The 22,938-nt window shown below is 67.3% G+C and carries 18 protein-coding genes and 1 pseudogene; 17 read left to right on the plus strand and 2 right to left on the minus strand.

The genetic code is table 11. The annotated features are described in order from the left end of the window. Positions 1–11 precede the first annotated feature (11 nt). A complete protein-coding gene (locus tag HRUBRA_RS05760) occupies positions 12–1,190 on the minus strand; it encodes a pyridoxal-phosphate-dependent aminotransferase family protein (protein ID WP_035515315.1) in 1,179 nt (392 codons plus the stop codon). A 26-nt stretch (positions 1,191–1,216) separates the two neighbouring features. Continuing rightward, positions 1,217–3,817, minus strand: coding sequence for a pyruvate, phosphate dikinase (gene ppdK / locus HRUBRA_RS05765; protein ID WP_035515318.1), 2,601 nt, complete (start codon positions 3,815–3,817; stop codon positions 1,217–1,219). Positions 3,818–3,950: 133 nt separating this feature from the next. Between ppdK and HRUBRA_RS05770 the strand changes: the two genes are divergently transcribed. The 17 genes and pseudogenes from HRUBRA_RS05770 to HRUBRA_RS05850 form a co-directional block, all read left to right on the plus strand. Then, on the plus strand, positions 3,951–4,649 hold the full coding sequence (locus HRUBRA_RS05770; RefSeq protein ID WP_052094437.1) for a hypothetical protein: 699 nt from the start codon (positions 3,951–3,953) through the stop codon (positions 4,647–4,649). Then, on the plus strand, positions 4,646–5,764 hold the full coding sequence (locus HRUBRA_RS15700; RefSeq protein WP_035515321.1) for a hypothetical protein: 1,119 nt from the start codon (positions 4,646–4,648) through the stop codon (positions 5,762–5,764). Before HRUBRA_RS05770 ends, HRUBRA_RS15700 begins: the two co-directional genes overlap by 4 nt. A 67-nt stretch (positions 5,765–5,831) precedes the next feature. Continuing rightward, positions 5,832–6,527 (plus strand): helix-turn-helix domain-containing protein, encoded by a 696-nt coding sequence (locus tag HRUBRA_RS05780; RefSeq protein ID WP_052094438.1) that lies wholly within the window; start codon positions 5,832–5,834, stop codon positions 6,525–6,527. Positions 6,528–6,535: 8 nt separating this feature from the next. Continuing rightward, positions 6,536–8,737 (plus strand): bifunctional 23S rRNA (guanine(2069)-N(7))-methyltransferase RlmK/23S rRNA (guanine(2445)-N(2))-methyltransferase RlmL, encoded by a 2,202-nt coding sequence (rlmKL, locus tag HRUBRA_RS05785; RefSeq protein WP_035515324.1) that lies wholly within the window; start codon positions 6,536–6,538, stop codon positions 8,735–8,737. 259 nt (positions 8,738–8,996) lie between these two features. Then, positions 8,997–9,458, plus strand: a complete 462-nt coding sequence (locus HRUBRA_RS05790; RefSeq protein WP_052094439.1) for a hypothetical protein — start codon at positions 8,997–8,999, stop codon at positions 9,456–9,458. Positions 9,459–9,479: 21 nt separating this feature from the next. Continuing rightward, positions 9,480–9,959, plus strand: coding sequence for a PaaI family thioesterase (locus tag HRUBRA_RS14630; RefSeq protein WP_052094440.1), 480 nt, complete (start codon positions 9,480–9,482; stop codon positions 9,957–9,959). A gap of 103 nt (positions 9,960–10,062) precedes the next feature. Beyond that, the gene (gene leuC / locus HRUBRA_RS05800; RefSeq protein WP_035515327.1) at positions 10,063–11,490 is read left to right on the plus strand and encodes a 3-isopropylmalate dehydratase large subunit; all 1,428 of its coding nucleotides are present in this window, start codon (positions 10,063–10,065) and stop codon (positions 11,488–11,490) included. A 7-nt stretch (positions 11,491–11,497) separates the two neighbouring features. Beyond that, on the plus strand, positions 11,498–12,157 hold the full coding sequence (gene leuD, locus HRUBRA_RS05805; RefSeq protein WP_035515381.1) for a 3-isopropylmalate dehydratase small subunit: 660 nt from the start codon (positions 11,498–11,500) through the stop codon (positions 12,155–12,157). 1 nt (position 12,158) lies between these two features. Further along, positions 12,159–13,244, plus strand: coding sequence for a 3-isopropylmalate dehydrogenase (gene leuB, locus HRUBRA_RS05810; protein WP_035515329.1), 1,086 nt, complete (start codon positions 12,159–12,161; stop codon positions 13,242–13,244). Between the two features lie 28 nt (positions 13,245–13,272). Further along, positions 13,273–14,298 (plus strand): aspartate-semialdehyde dehydrogenase, encoded by a 1,026-nt coding sequence (locus HRUBRA_RS05815; protein ID WP_035515331.1) that lies wholly within the window; start codon positions 13,273–13,275, stop codon positions 14,296–14,298. Positions 14,299–14,534: 236 nt separating this feature from the next. After that, positions 14,535–17,024 (plus strand): FimV/HubP family polar landmark protein, encoded by a 2,490-nt coding sequence (locus HRUBRA_RS15705; protein ID WP_084592488.1) that lies wholly within the window; start codon positions 14,535–14,537, stop codon positions 17,022–17,024. After that, entirely contained in the window at positions 17,017–17,865 is an 849-nt protein-coding gene (gene truA / locus HRUBRA_RS05825) for a tRNA pseudouridine(38-40) synthase TruA (protein WP_052094441.1), read from the plus strand. The genes HRUBRA_RS15705 and truA overlap by 8 nt, the downstream gene beginning before the upstream one ends. Positions 17,866–17,923: 58 nt before the next feature. Continuing rightward, entirely contained in the window at positions 17,924–18,580 is a 657-nt protein-coding gene (locus HRUBRA_RS05830; RefSeq protein WP_035515333.1) for a phosphoribosylanthranilate isomerase, read from the plus strand. Beyond that, on the plus strand, positions 18,577–19,797 hold the full coding sequence (gene trpB, locus HRUBRA_RS05835; RefSeq protein WP_035515334.1) for a tryptophan synthase subunit beta: 1,221 nt from the start codon (positions 18,577–18,579) through the stop codon (positions 19,795–19,797). Before HRUBRA_RS05830 ends, trpB begins: the two co-directional genes overlap by 4 nt. A gap of 15 nt (positions 19,798–19,812) precedes the next feature. Beyond that, positions 19,813–20,637, plus strand: a complete 825-nt coding sequence (trpA, locus tag HRUBRA_RS05840; RefSeq protein WP_035515336.1) for a tryptophan synthase subunit alpha — start codon at positions 19,813–19,815, stop codon at positions 20,635–20,637. A 43-nt stretch (positions 20,638–20,680) separates the two neighbouring features. Continuing rightward, a pseudogene (gene accD, locus HRUBRA_RS05845) lies at positions 20,681–21,526 on the plus strand (acetyl-CoA carboxylase, carboxyltransferase subunit beta); the annotation flags it as partial. Between the two features lie 229 nt (positions 21,527–21,755). After that, the coding region (locus HRUBRA_RS05850; RefSeq protein WP_052094442.1) for a bifunctional folylpolyglutamate synthase/dihydrofolate synthase at positions 21,756–22,938 on the plus strand (1,183 nt) is incomplete at its 3' end.

Consider the following 22,938-nt stretch of genomic DNA (forward strand, 5'->3'; position numbering starts at 1 on the left):
GGCGCGGGGCCTCAGGCCCCGTAGCTGGCCCGTGCCGCCGCTACTGCGGCGCCGGCGTCGCAGCTGTGTCCCTGCTGACCGAGCACCGCGGCCAGCGCGGTGAGCAGGACGTAGACGTTGCGCTCCCGGCTCGAGTGACCCATGAGCCCGATGCGCCAGGCTTTGCCCGCGAGGGCGCCCAGGCCGGCGCCAATCTCAAGATCGAAGTCTGTCAGCAGGGCGGCGCGCACGGCGGCGTCATCGACGCCCTCCGGGATATGCACGGCATTCAGCTGGGGCAGGCGCCACTCGGGGGCGACCACGAGGGACAGGCCCAGCGCCTCAAGTCCTGCGACCAGCGCCTCGTGGTTGCGCTTGTGCCTGGCGTGGGCAGCTTCGAGGCCTTCTTCCTGCAGCATGACCAGTGACTCATGCAGCGCATAGAGGGCATTGACCGGCGCTGTATGGTGGTAGGCCCGCTTGCTGCCGCCGCCCCAGTACCCCATGACCAGCTGCATGTCCAGGAACCAGCTCTGCGCGGGGCGCTCCCGGGCCTGGATCCGCTCCACGGCGCGCTCGCTGAAGGTCACCGGTGAGATGCCGGGCACGCAGGACAGGCATTTCTGCGTGCCCGAGTAAACCGCGTCCGCGCCCCAGGCATCCACCGCCAGCGGAATGCCGGCCAGCGCCGTGACCGCATCGACGATGGCCAGGGCGCCATGCTGTCGGGCCAGGGCACAGAGTGCCTCGGCGTCGGAGCGTGCGCCGGTGGAGGTCTCGGCGTGGACGAAGGCGAGCACCGATGCCTCCGGGTGGGCTGCGAAGGCTTCGCCGACCTTGTCCACGCTCACCGGGTCTCCCCAGGCGTCCTCGACCATGACCGCAGTGGCGCCGCAGCGCTCCACGTTCTCGCGCATGCGCCCGCCGAAGACACCGTTCTGGCAGACAATCACCGTATCGCCCGGCGCCACGAGGTTGACGAAGCAGGCCTCCATGCCTGCCGAGCCCGGCGCCGAGATCGGTAGTGTCAGCGCATTTTCCGTTTGGAAGGCGTATTGAAGGAGCCGCTTTATGTCGTCCATGAGGTCGACGAAGAGCGGATCCAGATGGCCGATGGTCGGGCGGGCGAGGGCGCCGAGAACGCGGGCCGGTACATCCGAGGGGCCGGGGCCCAGCAGCGTGCGTTGCGGCGGGTGGAAACTGGCAGTCATGGTTGATCTCCGTGAAAGAGTTGTTGCTAGCCTTCGGCGAGCACGTGGGCCTGGGCGGCGGCAACGCGCGCCACGGGCACGCGATAAGGGCTGCAGGATACGTAGTCGAGGCCGAGTTCATGGCAGAACTGGATCGAACGTGGGTCGCCGCCGTGCTCGCCGCAGATGCCGTACTTGATGCCCTTGTTCACCGCCCGGGACTCCTCCACCGCCAGGCGCATGAGCCGGCCCACGGCACGCTGGTCCAGGCTGATGAAGGGATCGTGCTCAATAAGCTTCTTGTCGAGGTACTGCGGGATGAAGCGGCCGGCGTCATCTCGGGAGAAGCCGTAGGTCATCTGGGTCAGGTCATTGGTGCCGAAGCTCATGAACTCTACCGCCGTGGCAAGGCGGTCCGCACCCAGGCAGGCCCTCGGCGTCTCCATCATGGTACCGACCTTGTAGCGCAGGGATACCGACTTCTCGCCGAGAACGCGGCGGATGCTGGCGTCGATGATGTCGCCGATGAGGCGTATCTCGCGGACATTCACCGTGAGCGGGATCATGATTTCCGGGTAGGGCTGGTAGCCGTCCTCCGTGGCCTGGATCGCGGCGCCGATGATGGCGCGAACCTGCATGCGGGTGATCTCCGGATAAACTACGGAGAGCCTGCAGCCGCGGAAGCCCAGCATGGGGTTGACTTCCGAAAGCTCGGTCACAGCACTGTGCACCTCGGCTACGGGCAGCTTCAGGCGGCCGGCGAGAGCGCGGGTTTCCTCCTCGCCGTGCGGGAGGAACTCATGCAGCGGAGGATCGAGGAGACGCACGGTGACCGGCAGCCCGTCCATGGCCTTGAACAGCGCGTAAATATCAGCCTGCTGGAAGACCTGGAGCTTCTTCAGGTGGCTCTTGCGCGTTTTTTTGTCCGGGGCGAGGATCATGGCACGCATGAGGTCGATGCGGTCACTGTCGAAGAACATGTGCTCGGTGCGGCACAGGCCAATGCCCTCGGCGCCCAGTTCCCGCGCCCGGATTGCGTCTTCCGGGGTCTCTGCATTGGCACGGACCTTGAGGCGCCGGTGCTTGTCGGCCCAGGAAAGGAGGGTCTGAAAGTCGTCGCTGGAACTTGCCTCGGTCTTGGGGATGTCGCCGAGCATGACCTCGCCGGCGGTGCCGTCAAGGGTGATAATGTCGCCGCGCTTGAGGGTGACGCCATCCTTCGTAGTCGCGGTGCCCGCTTCTGCATCGACGGAGAGGCCGCTGGCGCCGGTGATGGCGCAGACGCCCATACCCCGGGCGACCACCGCCGCGTGTGATGTCATGCCACCGAGCTCCGTCAGGATGCCTTCGGCGACCTTCATGCCGTGGATATCCTCCGGGGTGGTCTCCCGGCGCACGAGAATCACCGCGGTGCCGTCCCGCGCGACCTTGACTGCCTCATCGGCGGAGAAAACGATCGCGCCGGTGGCTCCCCCGGGGCTCGCCGGCAGGCCCGTGGTGATGATGTCGGTCTTCGCGTCCGGGTCGACCATGGGGTGTAGGAAGGCCTCGACGTGATCCGGGGAGACGCGCAGCAGCGCCTCTTTTTCGTTGATCAGGCCATCCCGGACCATGTCCACGGCGATCTTCACCGAGGCGCGGCCGGTGCGCTTGCCGCTGCGCGTCTGCAGCATGTAGAAGCGGCCTTCCTGCACCGTGAACTCAATGTCCTGCATGTCCCGGTAGTGGCGCTCAAGCAGGGCCTGGGTCTCGTTGAGCTGGTCGTAAACCGCCGGCAGCTTGTCCGCGAGGGCCGAGATCGGCTGTGGCGTGCGGGTGCCGGCGACCACGTCTTCACCGGCGGCATTGAAGAGGAATTCGCCGAAGAACAGGTTCTCCCCGGTGGACGGGTTGCGGGTGAACGCCACCCCCGAGCCTGAATCATCACCGAAGTTGCCATAGACCATGGACTGCACGGTGACGGCCGTGCCCAGGGAGTCGGGAATGTTGTTCATTTCCCGGTACACGTTCGCCCGGGGCGTGTGCCAGGACAGGAACACGGCCTCGACGGCGAGGCGCAGCTGCACGAAGGGGTCCTGGGGGAAGTCCGCCATGGCCTTGAAGCGCTCTACGATGGCCCGCCAGTCCGCGGCGGTCATGTCCATGTCCGTCGCGTAGCCGCGATCCTTCTTATAATGCTCGATCTCCTTCTCGAAGGCGTGCGCATCCTGGCTCATGACCACCTCCGCGAACATCTGGATGAAGCGCCGGTAGGAGTCGTAGGCGAAGCGGGGGTTATCCGTCTTCCGCGCCAGGCCCTCAGCGATCTCGTCGTTGAGGCCGAGGTTCAGGATTGTATTCATCATGCCCGGCATGGAGATCGGAGCGCCGGAGCGGACGGAAAAGAGCAGGGGGTTGTCCGGGTCGCCGAAGCGGGCGTCCATCTTTTTTTCGACGAGATCAAGGGCCACCCGGTACTCCTGCTCCAGGAGATTCGGCAGCTTGTTGCCGTTCTCGAAGAATTCCCGGCAGGTGGGCGTAGTGATGATGAACCCGAAGGGCACCGGCAGTCCGAGATTGGTCATCTCGCAGAGGTTGGCACCCTTGCCGCCGAGCAGATCGCGATCCTCCCGATTGCCCTCGGTGAACAGGTAGACGCGCTTGGCCATGGGAACCCCTTTCCCTTTCGGGTGTCTAGCTGGCGAGGTGGCGCAGTATACTGGTAAGGCGACGGGCGCGTCATACCCGCCGCCGCGAACCTCACGGGGCGCGCGCCCACCCCGGAACGGAGCAAGCCACGCAGTGACCCGCCGAGACCTCTTGCGAGCCCTGGCCAGCCTTGTCCCCGCGCTGTGCCTCCTCGCCTGCGCGTCGGACCCGACGCTGACGGCTCCGCCGCGGGAAGCGGACCCGGTGGATTTCAGCGGCCATTGGGAGCTGAACTACGGGCAGAGCGACAACATCCAGTCGCGACTGAGTACCCTGGTACGCGACCTCCAGCGGCGCAGCGCCCGTGCCTCCAACCTGCGCAGCGAGCGCGGTGGTCTGGTGCTGGGTTCCGGGACCACCGACAGTGCGCCTTCAGTTATCGGCCTTGCCCGGATGGCCGAGCAGATTACGGCGTCGCAGCTCCTCGAGGTCGAACAGGGGCGGACCCGTATCCGTCTCGAGCGCGAGGGTAACTTCGCCCTGTCCTGTGACTTCTTGCGCGACCCGGGTTACATCGACGACCTCGGGGTCGGTCGGGAGAGCTGCCGCTGGGACGGCCAGCAGCTGGTTTTCCTCATCAGCCTGCCCGAGGGCCTGTCCATCAGGCACCGGGTGGCGCTCGCCCGCTCCGGCGACCAGCTGGGGATCGTCACCACGGTTTTTTCGGACCAGGTGAGCGCGCCTTTCACCGTGCGCCGTATCTATGATCGCTATGAGCCCGGCAGCCGCGGTTATCGTTGCCGGGAAACCCTGAGCCGGGGCCGGGTCTGTACCACGGAGGGCAGCCCGTGAAGCGCCTGCTCTTGCTCCTCTGCATCTTCAGCCTGGCTGGCTGCGCGACGGGCACAGGTGCGCCGTCTGTGTCGGAAGCCGCAGAGCCCACGCCCGCCTGGCCGCCTGCGCCCGGTGCCGTGACCCTCGACCGGGCCGGCACCCCACCGGCGCCCGCGCTGGACGTCATCATCGAGGTCTTCGACACCGGGCTGGCGGAGGCGGCCGCCGGTCCCGGCGAGGAGCCGGTGTTTGCGGCCGTGCGCAAGGCCGAGGCCTTTTACATGCCGCTTGCGCTGCGCCAGGCGCTTGTCGAGAGCGGTCACTGGGGTGCAGTGCGCGTAGCGCCCCGGGCGAGCGATACCGCGGCACTGTCCCTCAGCGGCCGCATTGTGCATTCCGACGGGGTGGACCTTGTGCTCGCCCTGCGGGCGGTGGATGCGACGGGGTCGGTGTGGCTGGAGCGCGAGTACCACGACCGCGCCGCGGAAGAAGACTACCCGGTAGCTGCCGGCAAAGATCCCTTCGGCGATCTGTACCGTCAGGTCGCCAATGACCTGGCGGCGGCGCAGCGGGCCCGGGCGGTGGCGGAGCTTCCTGCCGTCGCGCTGCTGCGCTATGCGGGCACCCTGGCCCCGGGGGTGTTCGGGGACTACCTGAGCATCGCTGCCGACGGCCAGCGTGAGCTGCGCCGGGCACCGGCGGAGGGCGACCCGATGCTGGCGCGCGTGCGGCGCCTGCGCAATCAGGAATACCTGTTCATCGACGCAGCGGATGAACAGTACGGAGACCTTGTCGAGCGCTTTGCGCCGACTTACCACCTCTGGCGCCAGTACGCCCACGAGCTCGCCCGCTATGAGACTGACTACCTGGCCCGCGTCGGGGAGCGTGAGATCAACGCCCGCCGCGGGACCTACGCAGCCATGCAGCAAACCTACGGCCGCTTCCGGCGGGTGAAGATCCACGAGCAGGACCTTGAGGAGCTGGCGGAGGGCTTCGACAACGAGGTAACGGAAACGGTGATCGATGTCGACGACCGCGTCTATCGCCTGAGCGGCTCCCTGGCAACACAGTATGGGGAATGGCGTGAGATCCTCCGGCGTATCTTCACGCTGGAGGGCGGCGGCGTGCCATGAGGAGACTGGGCTGACAGAGTGGGCGCTGCGAGTTCAGTCCCCGGCCCTGAGCGGTTATGCTGGCGCCATGGCCGCTACGGATGACAAGCCCCCCCAGGATTCGCTCCTCGATGCGCTCAAGCGCCTCACGGGGCAGGTCGCCGGCGGTACCATGGATCTGGCCGTCGCCACCGGGACGCTCGGCGCCATGTTCGGCGAGGCCTGGCTGCGCAACGCCCTCGCGCTGTCTCTGTCGCCGGAGCGCCACGAGGCCATGGCCGAGGCCGGGCACCTGCTCCGGGATCTTCGCCAGACCGCCGGCCTCTCGCTCCGCGAGCTTTCCGAAGACCTTGGCCTGGCCGACCCGGAGCTTCTCGCTGACGTGGAACGGGGGGAGAAGATTCTGCCCATCGAATACGTGCTGCGCGCTGCATCGCTGCTCGCCCGGCACGATCCGGTGCCGCTCCTGATCCGTTTCCTGCGGACCTACAACCCGCAGCTCGAGCGGGCCCTGGAGGACTGGGGCGTCATGGCGCTGCCCAGGCATTTCGAGCGGGAACGACGCTTTATCAATCTCTACCGCCAGCACGATTTTCTGCGCGAGCTGGATGACGATGAGTTCGCCCGCTTCATCGATTACATGGACAGCTCCACGCAGCTGGTGGCTGATCTCATGGCGCGGGAAAAAGAAGCCCATGCGGCAAAACGCAGGCGGCGGTCCCCGCCGCGGAAGAAACGGCCTGCGGCGACGCGCCGGGGCACCGGTAAACGCAACAGCGACTGAGCACCCTCATGGAACAGCAGCACTGGTTGGCGATCTGCCCGCGCGGTATCGCGCCGCTCCTGGTCGAGGAGCTCGAGGCGCTGGGAGCGGAGGATGCCCGGGAGCAGGGCAGTGCCGTCAGCTTTCGCGGCGCCCGCTCGGTCTTTTATCGGGCGTGCCTGTGGAGCCGGCTCGCCAACCGCGTGTTATTGCCCCTCGGCGACTTTCCCGCCGCCGACGGCGATACGCTTTACGCCAGCCTGCGCAGCATTGACTGGCCCCGGCTCCTGGCCCCGGGCGCCAGTATCGCCGTCGATTTCCATGGGCAGAATGGCGCCATCCGCCACAGTCGCTTTGGTGCCCAGCGCAGCAAGGACGCGGTCGTCGACAGCTGTCGCGAGGCCGGACTGGCCCGGCCATCGGTGGACCTGGAGCGCCCCGACCTGCGCATCAGCGTGCAGCTGCGCCGGGATCAGGTAGCTGTGGCCCTGGACCTGACGGGCGGGAGCCTGCATCAAAGGGGCTATCGCGAGCGCAGCGGCGCTGCGCCCCTCAAGGAAAACCTGGCAGCGGCCGTGCTCCTGCGCGCAGGCTGGCCGGCCATGGTGGCCAGGGGCGGTGCGCTCATCGACCCCATGTGCGGGGCCGGGACATTGCTGATCGAGGGCGCGCTCATGGCCCTGGATCGTGCCCCGGGGCTAGAGCGCAGGCACTGGGGCTTCGCCGGCTGGCGCGGCCACGACGAGGCGCAATGGCGTGCCGTGCTCGGCGACGCGCGGCTCCGTGCCGAGCATGCCGCCCGGGGCCCGGCACCGGAAATTCGCGGTTACGATGCGGATCCGCGGGTCGTCCGGATCGCCCAGGAGGCCGCGGCGAGCCTCGGCCTCGGCAAGGTGATTCGGGTCAGCTGCAAGGCCCTCGCCGAGGTCAAGCGGCCCACGCACCGCCCGTTGCCCGAGGGCGTTGTCGTGTGCAATCCACCCTATGGCGAGCGCCTCGGCGATCGGGAGAGCCTGCCGTATCTCTATGGGCGCCTCGGCCAGGTACTGCACGACGAGTTCACCGGCTGGCAGGCTGCCGTGCTCACCGGCGATCGCGAGCTCGGCCGGGCCATGGGCCTGCGCAGTCATCAGCAGTATGCCCTCTACAACGGTGCGCTCCCGGTGACCCTGCTGCTTTTCGAACTCGTTCCTGACAACCGGTGGAACGCCGGTGCGGCGCTGCAGACTGCGGTGCCCTCCGCGCCAGCGCCGTCTGCCCCGGCCGGAGAGACGACCCTCGGCGAAGGCGCTGCGATGTTCGCCAATCGGGTGCGCAAGAACGAGAAGCGCCTGCGCAGCTGGCGCCGGCGCGAGGGGATTAACGCTTACCGGGTCTATGATGCGGACATGCCCGAGTACGCCGTGGCGGTGGACTGTTACGGTGACCGGGTGCAGGTGGCCGAGTACGCGGCGCCGAAGGGCGTGGATCCGGCCGCTGCGGCGCGGCGCCTCGACGATGTACGGGCGGCGCTGCCGGGGGCGCTCGCGGTGCCGCCGGAACAGATTAGCTACAAGACGCGGCAGCGCCAGCGTGGCAGCGAGCAGTACCGGCGCCAGGGGCGGAGCGGTGAGTTCTTTCCCGTCCGGGAAGGCCCCGCGAGTCTTCTGGTGAACCTGCAGGACTATCTCGATACGGGCCTTTTCCTGGATCACCGGCCACTGCGCCTGCGGATCGGCGCCGAGGCGAAGGGGCGGGATTTTCTCAACCTGTTCTGCTACACGGGCACCGCCACGGTGCACGCCGCTCTTGGCGGTGCCCGCAGTACCACGAGCATCGATTTGTCCAACACCTACCTCGGCTGGCTCCGGCGCAACCTGGCAGAGAACGGGCTCGCCGAAGGGCGTCACCGCCTCCTGCGGGCGGATGTGCGGGCGTGGCTTGCCGACGCCGAGGCTGCCTGGGACCTGATACTGCTGGACCCGCCGTCCTTTTCCAACAGCGCGGCCATGGACGGCAGCTTTGATCTGCAGCGTGATCACCGCGCGCTGGTCGCGGGGGCGCTGGCCTGCCTGCGGCCGGGGGGGGTGTTGTATTTTTCGAACAACCTGCGCCGCTTCCGCCTTGACCCGGCGCTGGCGGACCTGCCCGGCTGTGAGGACATCACCGCCGCGACCATTGATCCGGATTTCGCGCGTCGGCCCAGGGTTCACCACTGTTTCCGCTTCCAGAAGCCGGCGGGCGAAAGGTAGGGTGGCTTTACGTCACGTGATGATGCGCGTAAGGATATACTTACTTGACAGATTATTTATCCACAGATGCCCGAAGAGCCGTCTTATGTCGGGTCATACACCTTGCGAGTTCTCACGGCTTCTCCGCTATGTCGCATAAAATCCTGAAAAATAAAAATATAAGTGTCTTTTATGAGTGGTTTTTGAGCGCGCTGGCGTTGCGCCCCGGCGCCGCGTTGAGTCACCCCGGGGGGGACTGCCCCCAGAGTTATCCACAGTGATGGCGCCGCCGGTGCTCCTGATTGCCTGGCACAGTCAGAGTGGCAGCTGTGCCCGCCTCGCCGGTGCCGCTCTGGCCGGTGCCCGCCGTGCCGAGGGCGCTGACGCCGAAGCCGGCCGCTGCGAGGATCTCGGCAGTGTGGAAGTGGCTGCAGCGAGTGGACTGCTGCTTGTTGCCGCGGAGAACGCCGGTCGCCTCGCCGGCGGCGCCAAGCAGTTTCTCGATCGCGTGTTCTACCCGAGCATCAGCCGGGAGCTCATGCTCCCGGCAGCGGTGCTGGTGTCTGCGGGCAACGATGGCCGCAGTGCCGTCGCCGATGTCGAGCGGATGCTCAAGGGGATTCCCTTTACTCCTGCCACGGAGCCTTTAATAATCCGCGGCTCACCGGGGCCGGAGGGTCTTGCGCGGGCCGGGGAACTCGGTGAGGCGCTGGCCACGGGCCTCGCCCTCGGCCTCTTTTGAACACTGGATCCTGGAGATGATGTGAGCGACGAACTGGCAGCGGTACCCGAGGGCTTTGAGCAACTGGAACACGGGCTCGGCTACAGCGACAGCCTGCAGCCTTTCTACCGGCGCATTGACGGCGATGAGGTGAGTTTCGGCTTTGTCGTCCTTGAGCAGCATGCGAACCTCATGCATATCTGTCACGGTGGCTGCCTGATGACCCTCGCCGACATCGCGGCTGCCACCAGCATCAATCGGCGGCTGCCAAAGAGCGTGGGCCTGCCGACAATCAATCTCGGTTTTGACTTCCTGTCGCCGGGGCGTTTCGGCCACTGGCTGCAGACGCGCACCCACCTCGTCGAGGTCAAGCGCCGTTTCGGCTTCTGCGCCGGCGTGATTGAGGATGGCGACAAGCCGGTGCTGCGCTACAGCGGAACGTTCTACCTCCCGGATCACGATGGCATGTGGAAGGGCGGTGCCGGCGACGCCGCTCTGCGCCGTCTGGCCGGTGGGGAGTAGCGTTCCGGGCGCTGGCGCGGTAGGCTTCCTGGCCTCCTGAGCCGGGTGCTTACTCCGGCACTTTCTCCCGTGGTACGGGGCTCACGACTGATACGGTGATTCCATGGCTGGATTGACCCTCTATGACAAACTCTGGCAAAGCCACCTCGTTGAGGAGCGGGATGATGGATCCGCATTGATCTACATCGACCGCCACCTGACGCACGAGGTGACCTCCCCGCAGGCCTTCGAGGGCCTTCGCCTGGCGGGCCGTCGCCCCTGGCGCCGGGACGCCAATATTGCCGTGCCGGATCATAATGTGCCCACGGAAAGCGCCGAGCGGCTTGGTGGGGTCGCGGGCATTCTCGATCCGGTCTCCCGGCTGCAGGTGCAGACGCTGGACGAGAACTGCGCCGAGTTCGACATCGTCGAGATACCGATCAATGACGTGCGTCAGGGCATCGTCCACGTCGTCGGCCCGGAGCAGGGCATTACCCTGCCCGGGGTCACCCTGGTGTGCGGCGACTCCCACACCTCGACCCACGGTGCTCTGGCGGCGCTCGCCCACGGCATCGGCACCTCCGAGGTGGAGCATGTGCTTGCCACCCAGTGCCTGCTCGCGCAAAAAATGAAGAATCTGCAGGTGCGCGTCAGTGGTCGTCTGGGCACGGGGGTCACTGCCAAGGACCTTGCCCTCGCAATTATCGGTCAGATCGGCACTGCCGGTGGCACCGGCTTCGCCATTGAGTACGCCGGCGAGGCGATCGAGGCGCTCAGCATGGAAGGACGGATGACGCTGTGCAACATGTCCATCGAGGCGGGGGCGCGGGTCGGCCTCATTGCCGTCGACGACACGACCATCGACTACGTGCGCGGTCGACCCTACGCGCCGACCGGCGAGCTCTGGGACAGGGCCGTGGCCGCCTGGCGCGGTCTGCACTCGGATCCGGATGCGGTTTTTGATCGGGTGGTGGAGCTGCGTGCCGAGGACGTCAAGCCCCAGGTCACCTGGGGGACCTCCCCGGAGATGGTCGCTCCGGTGGACGGGGTGGTGCCGGACCCGGATGCCATGGACAGCCCCGGCCGCGCAGAGTCGGTGCGGCGGGCGCTCGAATACATGGGCCTTACGGCGGGCATGCCGATCCGGGACATTCGTCCGGATCGGGTCTTCATTGGTTCCTGCACCAACTCGCGTATCGAGGATCTGCGCGCCGCCGCGGCTGTGGTCAAGGGCCGCCGGGTGGCCGCGAGTGTGAAGCAGGCGCTGGTGGTGCCGGGCTCCGGCGAAGTAAAGAAACAGGCAGAGGCCGAGGGGCTGGACCGCGTCTTCCTCGACGCGGGCATGGAATGGCGCGAGCCGGGCTGTTCCATGTGCCTGGCCATGAACGCCGATAAGCTGGGCGCTGGCGAGCACTGCGCGTCCACCTCGAATCGCAACTTCGAGGGTCGCCAGGGTGCCGGCGGTCGCACCCATCTGGTAAGCCCGGCCATGGCCGCGGCGGCCGCTATCGCCGGTCACTTCATCGATGTTCGCGAACTGACGGAGGCCTGAGACCATGATGCAGAAACTCACTGTCCATGAGGGGCTGGTTGTGCCCATGGACCGCGCCAACGTCGATACGGACCTGATCATCCCGAAGCAGTTTCTGAAGTCCATCAAGCGCACGGGCTTCGGCCCGAACCTGTTTGACAACCTGCGCTACCTCGATGAAGGGGAGCCGGGCCAGGATTGCAGCCAGCGTCCCATAAACCCCGAGTTCCCGCTGAACTTCCCGCGCTACCAGGGCGCCAGCATCCTGCTGGCGCGGGAAAACTTCGGTTGTGGCTCCAGCCGGGAGCACGCGCCCTGGGCGCTGGCAGACTACGGCTTCCGCTGCGTGATTGCGCCGAGTTTTGCTGACATTTTCTATAACAACTGCTTCAAGAACGGCATCCTGCCAGTGGTGCTGCCGGCGGCGGTGGTCGATGACCTGTTCGCCGTCCTCTACGCCAGCGAGGGCTACACGCTGACCGTGGACCTTCGCGAGCAGGTGGTTATTGCGCCCGATGGCCGCCGCTGGTCTTTCGCTGTCGACGGCTTCCGCAAGGAGCGGCTCCTCGAGGGGCTCGACGATATCGGCATCACCCTGAAGAGCGCTGACGCAATCCGCGCCTACGAGGCCCGCTGGCGCGAGCAGTCGCCGTGGCTCTTCGGCGGCTTCGACCGCCCGGTGTCCTGACATGGCGGCGCGACGGATCCTGATCCTGCCCGGGGACCATATCGGACCGGAGATCGTTGCTGAGGCGGAGAAGGTCATCGCAGTGGTCGATCAGCGCTTCGCCCTTGGCCTCGCTCTCGAGCACGGTCTTATCGGTGGTGCCGCCTACGAGGCCTGCGGTGATCCGCTGCCGGCTGAGACGCTGGAGCGCGCCCGGGCAGCAGACGCCACTCTTCTGGGCGCTGTCGGCGGGCCGGAGTGGGACGACGTCGACCGGGCTCTGCGCCCGGAGAAGGGGCTGCTGCGCATCCGCGCCGAGCTCGGCCTTTTTGGCAACCTGCGTCCGGCGATCCTCTACCCGCAGCTCGCCGAGGCCTCGAGCCTGAAGCCCGAGGTGGTGTCGGGGCTGGACCTGCTGATCGTGCGCGAGCTCACCGGCGGCATCTATTTTGGTGAGCCGCGGGGCATCCGCACGCTGGCGTCCGGCGAGCGCGAGGGCTTCAACACCTATGTCTACCGGGAGTCGGAGATCGAACGCATCGCCCGGCTCGCCTTCCGCCTCGCGGCGCAGCGCGGGGGGCGACTCTGCTCCGTCGACAAGGCGAACGTCCTGGAGGCGACCGTGCTCTGGCGCGAGGTCGTCGAACGCATCGCCCCGGAATTCCCGGAGGTCACCCTCACGCACCTTTATGTCGACAATGCGGCGATGCAGCTGGTCATGGCCCCCAAGCAGTTCGACGTGATGGTGACCGGCAATCTATTCGGTGACATCCTCTCTGACGCGGCTGCCATGCTTACCGGTTCTATCGGCATGCTGCCTTCGGCCTCCCTCGACGCGGCCGGGCGCGGTCTCTACGAGCCCTGCCATGGCTCGGCGCCCGATATTTCCGGACAGGGCAAGGCCAATCCGCTGGCGACGATCCTGTCGGTGGCAATGATGCTGCGCTACACGCTCGGTGAGCCGGCAGCTGCAGCAGCGATCGAGGCTGCGGTGGGCCGCGTGCTCGACGACGGGCTGCGCACGGCAGATATCTGTGCTGCGGGGCGGGAACCGGTGTCCACCGCGACCATGGGTGACGCCGTGGTCGCGGCCCTTGGCAGTCCGTAACACCAGACAAGCATTGAGGAGGGGTACGATGGCGAAGCAATTTGACGTGGCGGTGGTGGGCGCCACCGGCGCCGTGGGCGAGACGATGCTGGAGATTCTCGCCGAGCGCAAGTTCCCTGTGGGTGAGGTTTACGCTCTCGCCAGCGAGCGTTCCGCCGGCAAATCCGTCAGTTTCGGTAAGCGTCGGCTGACGGTACAGAATCTCGCCGAATTCGATTTCAGCAGGGTATCCATCGGCCTCTTCTCCGCCGGCGGCTCCATTTCTGCCGAGTTCGCGCCGAAGGCCGCAGCGGCGGGTTGCGTGGTTATCGACAATACGTCGCACTTTCGCCGCGATCCGGCGATCCCCCTGATCGTTCCCGAGGTGAACCCCGCCGCGCTGGCCCGCTACAGCGACTGCAACATCATCGCCAACCCCAACTGCTCGACGATCCAGATGCTGGTTGCCCTGAAGCCGATCTACGATGCCGTGGGCATCACCCGCATCAATGTCGCCACCTACCAGGCGGTATCCGGCACGGGCAAGGAAGCGATTGAGGAACTTGCCGGGCAGACGGCACGGCTGCTTAATGGGCAGCCGGCTGAGTGCAGCGTGTATCCCCGGCAGATTGCGTTCAACGCGCTACCGCACATCGACACGTTCCAGGACAACGGCTATACGCGCGAAGAGATGAAGATGGTCTGGGAAACGCAGAAAATCTTCGACGATCCGGAGCTCCTGGTGAATCCCACCTGCGTGCGTGTTCCGGTCTTTTATGGACACTCCGAAGCCGTGCACCTTGAGACACGGGAACCGATCGAGGCCGCCGCAGCCCGCGAACTGCTCAGCGCTGCCCCCGGGGTGACTGTGCTCGACGAGCACGCCGACGGCGGCTACGCCACAGCAGTGAGCGACGCGGCGGGGCACGACCCGGTCTTCGTCAGCCGCATCCGCAAGGACATCTCCCACCCGCGCGGCCTCGATCTGTGGATTGTGGCCGACAATGTGCGCAAGGGGGCCGCCCTCAACAGCGTGCAAATTGCCGAGTGCCTCGCCCGGGACTACCTGGCCTAGCGTTTACGGCGGCGGGCCGCCTTGCTCCGGCGGCGGCCCTTGGCAGATACTGGGGTGACACAGGGCATTGACAGCAAAGGGTCCCCAGGGCCCGCGACGGGGGGTTGCGGGCGCCAGTGTACGTTGAGTAAAAAGTGCATAATGAATTGCAAGTCATTGGGATGCATGGCATTTTGATGGCACCAGAGGGGGGCGCGGCAGCGCCGCGGGGTTCGGGACCATAACAAGGCAGCGCTATGGCTAAACGGGTTCAGGCAACGGCTGTGCTCCTTGCCGGGGGGCTGTTGCACGCGGGACAGGCGGCAGCGCTCGGCCTCGGTGAGATGTCGCTCAGCTCATTTCTCAATGAGCCGCTCGACGCGGAGGTCTCCCTCCTCGATACCCGCGGGCTCACCACCGACGACATTCGTATACGCCTTGCCGGCGTCGAAGACTTTGAGCGGCTTGGCATCAATCGCAACTACTTTCTGACAAGCATCGATTTCAGGGTCAGCGTTGACCCGGCCACGGGGCGCGGTGTGATCCGCCTGTCCACGGACGAACCGGTCGTCGAGCCTTTTCTTGATCTGATCATCGAGGCCCGCTGGCCCAGCGGCCGGCTGCTGCGCGAGTACACCGTACTTGTGGACCCGCCGGCTTTCCGCGAGGAGGTGTTGACCGTATCGGCCAGCGCGCGTGTCGCCGAGACGGAGGCTGAAGAAGCCTCGGCCTCAACGCCACCGGGCCAGCAGCCGGAGACGCCCCCGGAGCCGCAGACAAGGACCGGTGAGCGTGGTGACCGGGTGCAGGTTCTCGACAGCGATCTGCCGCCCGGCGAGATGCCCCGGCGACCCTTTTCCGCGGCCACCGTGGATGAGCCGCAGGCCGGCAGTCGCTACCTGGTCAAGCGCGACGAGACGCTATGGCAGATTGCCCGTGGCGCGCGCCCCGAGGGTGTCAGCGTGCAGCAGGCGATGCTCGATATCCAGCGCCTCAACCCCGAGGCCTTCATCGATGGCAATATCAACCGGCTCAAGGCGGGGTACATTATTTACCTCCCCCGCGCCGGCGACATCAGCTCCGACGATGTGGCTGACGCGCTGGCAGAGGTGCAGGCGCAGAACAGCGCCTGGTCGTCCGGGCGCAGTCGCACTCCCGGGGTGACGGCGGCGGCCACGCTGCGTATTTCTGCCGACAGCGGCGGCAGTGACGCGCCGACGGCGGATGATACCGCGGAAGCTGTCGCCGCAGAGGGGCAGGCGCAGCAGGAAGCTGCGACGGCAGCCGTGGAGAGAGCACCAGCGCCGTCGCCGCCGGAACCGGACTCGCCTGAACCGGACCCAGTAGCCGCCGCTACAACAGCCTCGCCCCTGGAGGGGGAGCTGGCTGCTCAGCTTGCTGCCATGGCGGGGCGGCTCGATGCGCTGGAGGCGACGCTCTCGGTTAAGGATCAGGAGATTGCCCGCCTTGAAGATGCCCTGCGCGAGGCCCGTGACAGCGCCCAGGCTGCCGCCGCGGCCCGAGCCAGGGCAGAAGCGCCGGCGGAGCCTGTCGCGCGGGCTCCGGTTCCTGCGCCGGCCAGCTCTGCCGCGAGCGGCTTTATGCCCTGGGTTTATGGCATCGCCGGTGCGGTGGTGCTGGTACTGCTCGCCGTGCTCGGCTTTCGCCGCAGGCGGCGCAGCGGCACGCCGTTGCGGTCCGATGCGACCCCGGCCCGACCGGCTTCGCCGGCGCCGGCAGCGGCGGCGGACGATGACGTGTTCGCCGGCGTTACCCTGCGTGAGGATGCCGTGGACATGGCCGCCCCGGTTGTGGCCGCTGCGGATGGTGAAGAGCCTGCACACCGGGACGTTTCCGAGCGGGGGTACGGTGAGCGGCGCTACGACGACTACATCGACGACGCTGATGGTGGTGACGCCCTCGCCGAGGCCGATATCTATATTGCCTATGGCCGCTATCTGCAGGCCGCAGAACTCCTCAGTACCGCCATCCGTAGCGAGCCCGAGAACAGCGCCTTCCGCCTTAAGCTCCTTGAGCTCTATACAGACATGGGCGAGAGCGACAAGGCTCTGGAGCAACTCGAAGCCCTGCGCGAACATGGTGCCGCCGACGCCGTCGCCCGCGCTGAACGGATTGTCGGTGGCGCAGCGCCTGCACCCAGGGCCCGACCGGAGCCGGCGGCCAGTCCCGCTGGCGCGGTAGAGCCTCCGCCTTCGCCCATGGTCCCGGAACCAGCGCCCGGGCCAGGGCCCGAAGTGGCGCCTGAGCCCCAGGTGGAGCCAGGGTCTGAAGAAGAGCCAGGCCCCGAGTCGGCATCGGATCCGCAGCTCGCCCAGGCCCCTGAACCGGCGCCGGAAGTCCCGGGGGCTGCGGCCCCGGAGCTTGCCGACGATGACAGCGTTTTCGATGGCCTGGCGATCGAAGAGGAACCGCCGGCGGCGGAGCCTGGCGAGGTGCTTGATCTCGACCTGGAGCTCGAGGAGCCCCTGACCGATCCGGTGGAGGCGTCCGAGGCCGTGGACTTCGGCGCGCCGCCGCCGATGCCGGAGGCAGGCGGCAGCGAGAGTGATGAAGACCTGGTCTTCGCGGATGAGGGCGATCAGATCGCCACGCGCCTCGATCTGGCCCGCGCCTACCTCGACATGGGGGACAGCGACGGAGCCCGCTCGATTCTCCAGGAGGTCGTTCGCGACGGCAACGCCGACCAGCAGGAAGAGGCGAACACGCTGCTGGCCCGTCTTGGCTGACGCGCCCGCGCCAGCCTCACGCTTCCCCGATACCCCGCAGCCGCCCGGCACCCGGGTGGCGCTGCTTGTGGAATATGACGGCAGCGCCTTCTGCGGCTGGCAGTCCCAGCCGCATGCCCCCAGCGTGCAGGATGCCCTCGAGGCAGCCCTGGCCGCTGTCGCGGCCACGCCCGTGCGTACGCACTGTGCCGGTCGCACCGATACCGGGGTTCACGCCACGGGCCAGTGGGTGCATTTCGACGACCCGGTGGGGCGCAGCGCGAAGGCCTGGGTCCTCGGCACTAACGCCAACCTCCCGGGGACCGTGCGGGTGCTGCATGCCCAGGCGGTGCCGGTAGACTTTCACGCCCGCCACAGCGCCACTGCGCGGCGCTACCGTTACCTGGTCACCGACACGCCTGTCGCCCCGGCCCTCTATCGCGGCCTCGTGACCTGGCGTCGCGGCAGCCTCGATGCCGGACGCATGCACAAGGCAGCACAGCTTCTACTGGGCGAGCTGGACTTCAGTAGTTTCCGCGCTGCCGGATGCCAGTCGCGCACCCCGTGGCGACGGGTGGAAGCCATCAGCGTCGCCCGGGCCGGTCCGCTGCTTTGCGTGGACATCACCGCCAACGCGTTTCTGCACCACATGGTGCGCAACATCGCCGGTGCGCTGCTCGCCATCGGCGCCGGTGAGCGGGACGCCGACTGGCTGGAGAGGCTTCTTGCCTGCCGGGATCGACGGCAGGGGGCGGAGACCGCGCCACCGGACGGTCTTTATCTTGTCGCCGTGCGCTACCCGGAACGCTTTGCCCTCGTGCCACCGTCGCGGCCCTTCCTTTTCCCTTTCCCCGGGGACTAGAGCCAGTTCGCGGTACGTTCTGCTATCATTCGCGCCTTGGCCAGGGGGCAGGACGACGGTGGCGTTAACGAGGACACGCATCAAGGTCTGCGGTATCACCCGCCCGGAGGATGCTGTCGCCGCGGCGGACGCGGGTGTAGATGCTATTGGCCTTGTTTTTCACCGGGATAGTCCCCGGGCTGTGTCCCCCGCACAGGCTGCGCTCATCGCTCGAGCTGTGGGTCCCCTTGTGACCGTGGTCGCCCTGTTCGTGGACGCGGCAGAAGCGGCGGTTCAGGAGGTCCTGGCAGCGGCTCCGGTGGGGCTGCTGCAGTTTCACGGTGCCGAGAGCGCGGCGGCGTGCGGTCGCTACCACCGGCCTTACCTGAAAGCCCTGCGTATGGCGCCGGGGCTGGCCGTGGAAGCGGTGGCGGAGGGCTATGACAGAGCCAGCGGGATTCTGCTGGACAGTTTTCGGCCGGGGGTGCCAGGCGGCACCGGCGAGGCCTTCGACTGGGACCGGGTGCCGGTGGCGCTGCGGTCCCGCCTGGTGCTTGCCGGCGGGCTCACGCCGGCCAACGTGGGCGATGCTATCGCCCGGGTGGGTCCCGCGGCGGTAGACGTCAGCGGGGGCGTGGAGGCGGCACCGGGCCTCAAGGATGCAACGCGTATTGCCGCCTTCGTGGCGGCGGTGCGGGCGGCGGACAGCAAGCGGCAAAGCGGGAGCAAGCCATGACCATCAAGCTCGATCCACAGCTCATTAATACTGTGCCGGATGCCGACGGGCGCTTCGGTGCTTACGGTGGCCGCTTCGTCTCAGAGACGCTCATTGCGGCGCTGGCTGAACTCGACAGCGTTTACCGGGAACTGTCGGCGGACCCGGCTTTCCAGCGTGAGCTCGATGAAGATCTCGCGCATTACGTCGGTCGGCCTTCGCCCCTTTATGAGGCGCGGCGCCTTTCCGACGAGATCGGCGGCGGGCGTATCCACTTCAAACGCGAGGATCTGAACCACACCGGCGCGCACAAAGTGAACAATACCGTCGGCCAGGCGCTGCTCGCCAAACACATGGGCAAGCCGCGGGTGATCGCCGAAACCGGGGCCGGCCAGCACGGGGTTGCCAGCGCGACCATTGCGGCTCGTCTCGGCCTCGAGTGCCACGTGTTCATGGGCGCCGAGGATGTAAAACGGCAGTCGCTCAACGTTTACCGCATGAAGCTCCTCGGCGCTACCGTGGTGCCGGTCACGTCCGGTTCGCGGACCCTCAAAGATGCCATGAACGAGGCCATGCGTGACTGGGTTACCAACGTCGATGACACCTTCTACATCATCGGCACGGTCGCAGGTCCTCACCCTTACCCGATGCTCGTTCGCGACTTCCAGTGCGTTATCGGTCGCGAGGCACGAGCCCAGTGCCTGGCCCAGACCGGGCAGCTCCCGGACGCCCTGGTGGCCTGTGTCGGCGGCGGTTCCAACGCCATCGGCCTGTTCCACCCCTTCCTGCAGGACGAAGGTGTCTCCATGTACGGGGTCGAGGCAGGCGGGGAGGGCCTCGCGTCGGGCCGCCACGCGGCGCCGCTCTCCGCGGGTACTCCCGGAGTGCTCCATGGCAATCGCACCTACCTCATGCAGGATGACGATGGCCAGATCAGCGAGACCCACTCCGTCTCCGCAGGCCTCGACTATCCGGGTGTCGGTCCGGAGCACGCCTGGCTCAAGGACATCGGCCGCGTCAACTACGTGGCCGTGGACGACCGCGAGGCGCTGGCCAGCTTTCACCGGGTCACCCGCACCGAGGGCATCATGCCGGCGCTGGAAACAGCCCACGCCCTCGCCTACGCTGAAAAGCTCGCGGCGAGCATGCGCCCGGACCAGCACATTGTGGTGAACCTGTCCGGCCGTGGCGACAAGGATATCCTGACCGTTGCCGATCTCGATGGTATTGAACTGTAGTCTGAAGGAGGCTCCATGAGTCGTATTGCGGGGCGTTTCCGGGAGCTTGCCGCCGCGGGCCGCACGGCCCTGGTGCCCTATGTGGTCGCCGGCGATCCGGACCCGGCCGCCACCGTGCCGCTGCTCCATGCTCTGGTGGCTGCCGGTGCCGATGTGCTCGAGCTGGGTGTCCCTTTCTCAGATCCGATGTCCGAAGGCCCGGTGATCCAGCGCGCCCATGAGCGCTCCCTCGCCGGCGGTACCCGGCTGCGTTCCGTGCTCGAACTCGTGCGCGAGTTCCGCCGCGATGATCCGGCTACGCCGCTGTTGCTCATGGGCTATGCCAACCCCGTGGAGCACATGGGCTACGATGTGTTCGCAGACGCGGCCGCCGATGCCGGCGTTGACGGTCTGCTGACCGTGGACATCCCGCCGGAGGAGGTTGCGCGCGTCAACCGGGAGCTGAAGCGCGTTGCTATGGATAACATTTTCCTTATCGCGCCGACCACGCCGGAGGCGCGCCTCGACCTCATCACCCGGGAGGCGAGTGGCTTCATCTACTACGTATCCCTCAAGGGTGTGACCGGCGCTGGCAATCTCGACGTCGCGGACGTCAGCCGGCACCTGGCGCGGATTCGTGGCCACACGGGGCTGCCGGTCTGTGTCGGCTTCGGTATCAAGGACGCTGCTTCGGCTGCCGCTGTCGCCGGCACGGCGGACGGTGTCGTCGTCGGCTCGGCGCTGGTCGATTGTCATGCGCGCGCGCTGGCCGAGGGGCTCGCTCCCGAGGCGGCGCGCGAGCGGGTCGTTGCGCTGGTCGCCGAGATCCGCAGCGGGATCGACGCCGCAGTTGCGGCCTGACCGGGCGCCGGACGTATAATGCCCGCCGACAGCAGGGGGAGCCATGAGCTGGATTGACAAGATTCTGCCTTCCGGCGTGAAGAGCAGCACGGCAGAAACGCGGCGCGCCACGGTGCCCGAGGGCCTGTGGAAGAAGTGCATCAAGTGTGATTCGGTACTTTATATCCCGGATCTCGAGCGCAATCAGCAGGTGTGCCCGAAGTGTGGCCATCATATGCGTATCGGCGCCCGCCGGCGCCTGGACCTGTTCCTCGATGACGGCGGCCGGGAGGAGATCTTTGCGGATATCGAGCCCGTCGACCGGCTCAAGTTCCGCGACAAGAAGCGCTACCGCGATCGTCTTGCCGGTGCCCAGAAGTCCACGGGCGAGCGCGATGCCCTGGTCGCCATGAAGGGCACTCTCCATGGCCAGCCCGTGATCGCCGTGGCCTTCGAGTTCAACTTTCACGGCGGCTCCATGGGCTATGCCGTCGGCGAGAAGTTCACCCGCGCCGCGCAGCAGGCTCTGCTGGAACGCATTCCCCTCGTGTGTTTCTCGGCCTCTGGCGGCGCCCGCATGCAGGAGGCGCTCATCTCGCTCATGCAGATGGCCAAGACCAGCGCGGTCATCGAGCGTCTCCACGGCGCCGGTGTGCCCTATGTCTCGGTGCTCACCGATCCGATCTACGGCGGGGTGTCGGCCTCGCTCGCTCTCCTGGGCGATCTCAACATCGCCGAGCCGGATGCCCGGGCTGGTTTTGCCGGCCCCAACATCATCGAGCAGACCATCCGCCAGAAGCTGCCCAAGGGTTTCCAGCGCAGCGAGTTCCTGCTCGAGCACGGTGCCATCGACATGATTGTCGACCGCGCTGACCTTCGCAATACCCTTGCCCGCCTGCTTGCAAAGTTTCTCGGTGAGCCCCAGCCCGGCCGGGTGGATGACGAACCCGGGGCGGTCGAGGCGCCTGCTGCCAGTGCCGCGACACCGGTCGCGGCCCCCGAGTCTGCCGAGACGGCCGGCGAGGCCGGCGCTGCGGAGGCTTCGTCGGAGGCCGGCAGCGTCGAGGACGACACGGACAGTTCGGCGGAGGCCAGCGAGTCCCGGGACGACGAGGACCAGGAGACGCCCCCGCGGAGTGATGGCTGAGCCGTCGGATCTCGTCGACTGGCTCGAGCGCCTCGAGCAGCGTCACCCGCGGGAAATCGATCTCGGACTCACCCGCATTGCCCGAGTGGCCGATCGCCTGGGCCTCCGGCCCTTTCCCGCCCCGGTGCTCACCGTGGCCGGGACCAACGGCAAGGGTACCGTAACCCACTGCGCCGCGGCGCTGGCCCGGGCCGCCGGCCGTCGCGTCGGCGCCTACACGTCTCCGCACCTGCTGCGCTTCAACGAGCGTATTGCCATCGACGGCATTCCGGCCGGCGATGCTGCGATTGTACGTGCCTTCGAGGCTATCGAGGCCGCGCGGGGCACCATCAGCCTGAGCTACTTCGAAACGGCCACGCTCGCCGCCCTGTGGTTATTCCGCGACGCCGCCGTGGAGCTCGCGGTGCTGGAGGTCGGCCTCGGTGGCCGCCTCGATGCGACCAATATTCTTGACGCGGATGTCGCGGTGATAACCCGCATTGGCCTGGACCACCGCGAGTGGCTCGGTGACACGGTGGAGGCGATAGCGATCGAGAAAGCGGGCATTGCCCGCCGTGATCGTCCTGTAATCCTTGGCGAGCGTGACTACCCGGCAAGCATGGATGCGGCGCTTGCCGCGGCCGGCGCCCGGTCCCTCCGGGCCGGCCGTGACTGGCACTGGGTATGCTCGGGGGGAGAACTGACGGTGACCACGGCTCGCGGGTGCCGGCTGGACGTGCCGTTGGCAGATGCCCTGGAGCCCGGTAACGTCGCTGCGGCTGTCTGCGCCGTGGACAGTCTGATCCCGCTCGCCCCCGGCGCTGTGGCTGAAGCGCTGCGGGCTGTCTCTGTGCCGGGACGCAGGGAACGGCGGGCACTCGGCGCGGGAGAACTCTGGCTGGATGTGGCGCACAATCCGGATGCGGCAGCGGGACTGGCCGACGCGCTCGCCCGCGCGCCTGCCGGTGCGACCCACGGACTCTGCGCCATTATGGAGGACAAGGACCTTGCGGGTATTTTCGCACCCCTTGCCGGGCGTCTGGACAGCCTGGTCGTCTGCGACCTGCCGGGCAACGGGCGTGCCGCCTCGGTAGAGAAGCTCGCAGCGGCGGCGGCCGCGGCGGGCGTCACCCGTGTGCTCCGGGCCGGGGATCTCGACACCGGCTGGCGGGCCCTGGCGCCGCGGATAGCCGGCG

The sequence above is a fragment of the Pseudohaliea rubra DSM 19751 genome (assembly GCF_000764025.1).
Lineage (GTDB): Bacteria > Pseudomonadota > Gammaproteobacteria > Pseudomonadales > Halieaceae > Pseudohaliea > Pseudohaliea rubra.

Excerpts from the sequence above, each read along its gene's own strand:
- HRUBRA_RS15705 (WP_084592488.1), top strand. The coding sequence starts at position 14,535 with ATGGCTAAACGGGTTCAGGCAACGGCTGTGCTCCTTGCCGGGGGGCTG.
- HRUBRA_RS05780 (WP_052094438.1), top strand. The coding sequence starts at position 5,832 with ATGGCCGCTACGGATGACAAGCCCCCCCAGGATTCGCTCCTCGATGCG.
- HRUBRA_RS05815 (WP_035515331.1), top strand. The coding sequence starts at position 13,273 with ATGGCGAAGCAATTTGACGTGGCGGTGGTGGGCGCCACCGGCGCCGTG.
- HRUBRA_RS05760 (WP_035515315.1), bottom strand. The coding sequence starts at position 1,190 with ATGACTGCCAGTTTCCACCCGCCGCAACGCACGCTGCTGGGCCCCGGC.
- leuB (WP_035515329.1), top strand. The coding sequence starts at position 12,159 with ATGGCGGCGCGACGGATCCTGATCCTGCCCGGGGACCATATCGGACCG.
- HRUBRA_RS05790 (WP_052094439.1), top strand. The coding sequence starts at position 8,997 with ATGGCGCCGCCGGTGCTCCTGATTGCCTGGCACAGTCAGAGTGGCAGC.
- trpB (WP_035515334.1), top strand. The coding sequence starts at position 18,577 with ATGACCATCAAGCTCGATCCACAGCTCATTAATACTGTGCCGGATGCC.
- trpA (WP_035515336.1), top strand. The coding sequence starts at position 19,813 with ATGAGTCGTATTGCGGGGCGTTTCCGGGAGCTTGCCGCCGCGGGCCGC.
- leuC (WP_035515327.1), top strand. The coding sequence starts at position 10,063 with ATGGCTGGATTGACCCTCTATGACAAACTCTGGCAAAGCCACCTCGTT.
- rlmKL (WP_035515324.1), top strand. The coding sequence starts at position 6,536 with ATGGAACAGCAGCACTGGTTGGCGATCTGCCCGCGCGGTATCGCGCCG.
- leuD (WP_035515381.1), top strand. The coding sequence starts at position 11,498 with ATGCAGAAACTCACTGTCCATGAGGGGCTGGTTGTGCCCATGGACCGC.
- ppdK (WP_035515318.1), bottom strand. The coding sequence starts at position 3,817 with ATGGCCAAGCGCGTCTACCTGTTCACCGAGGGCAATCGGGAGGATCGC.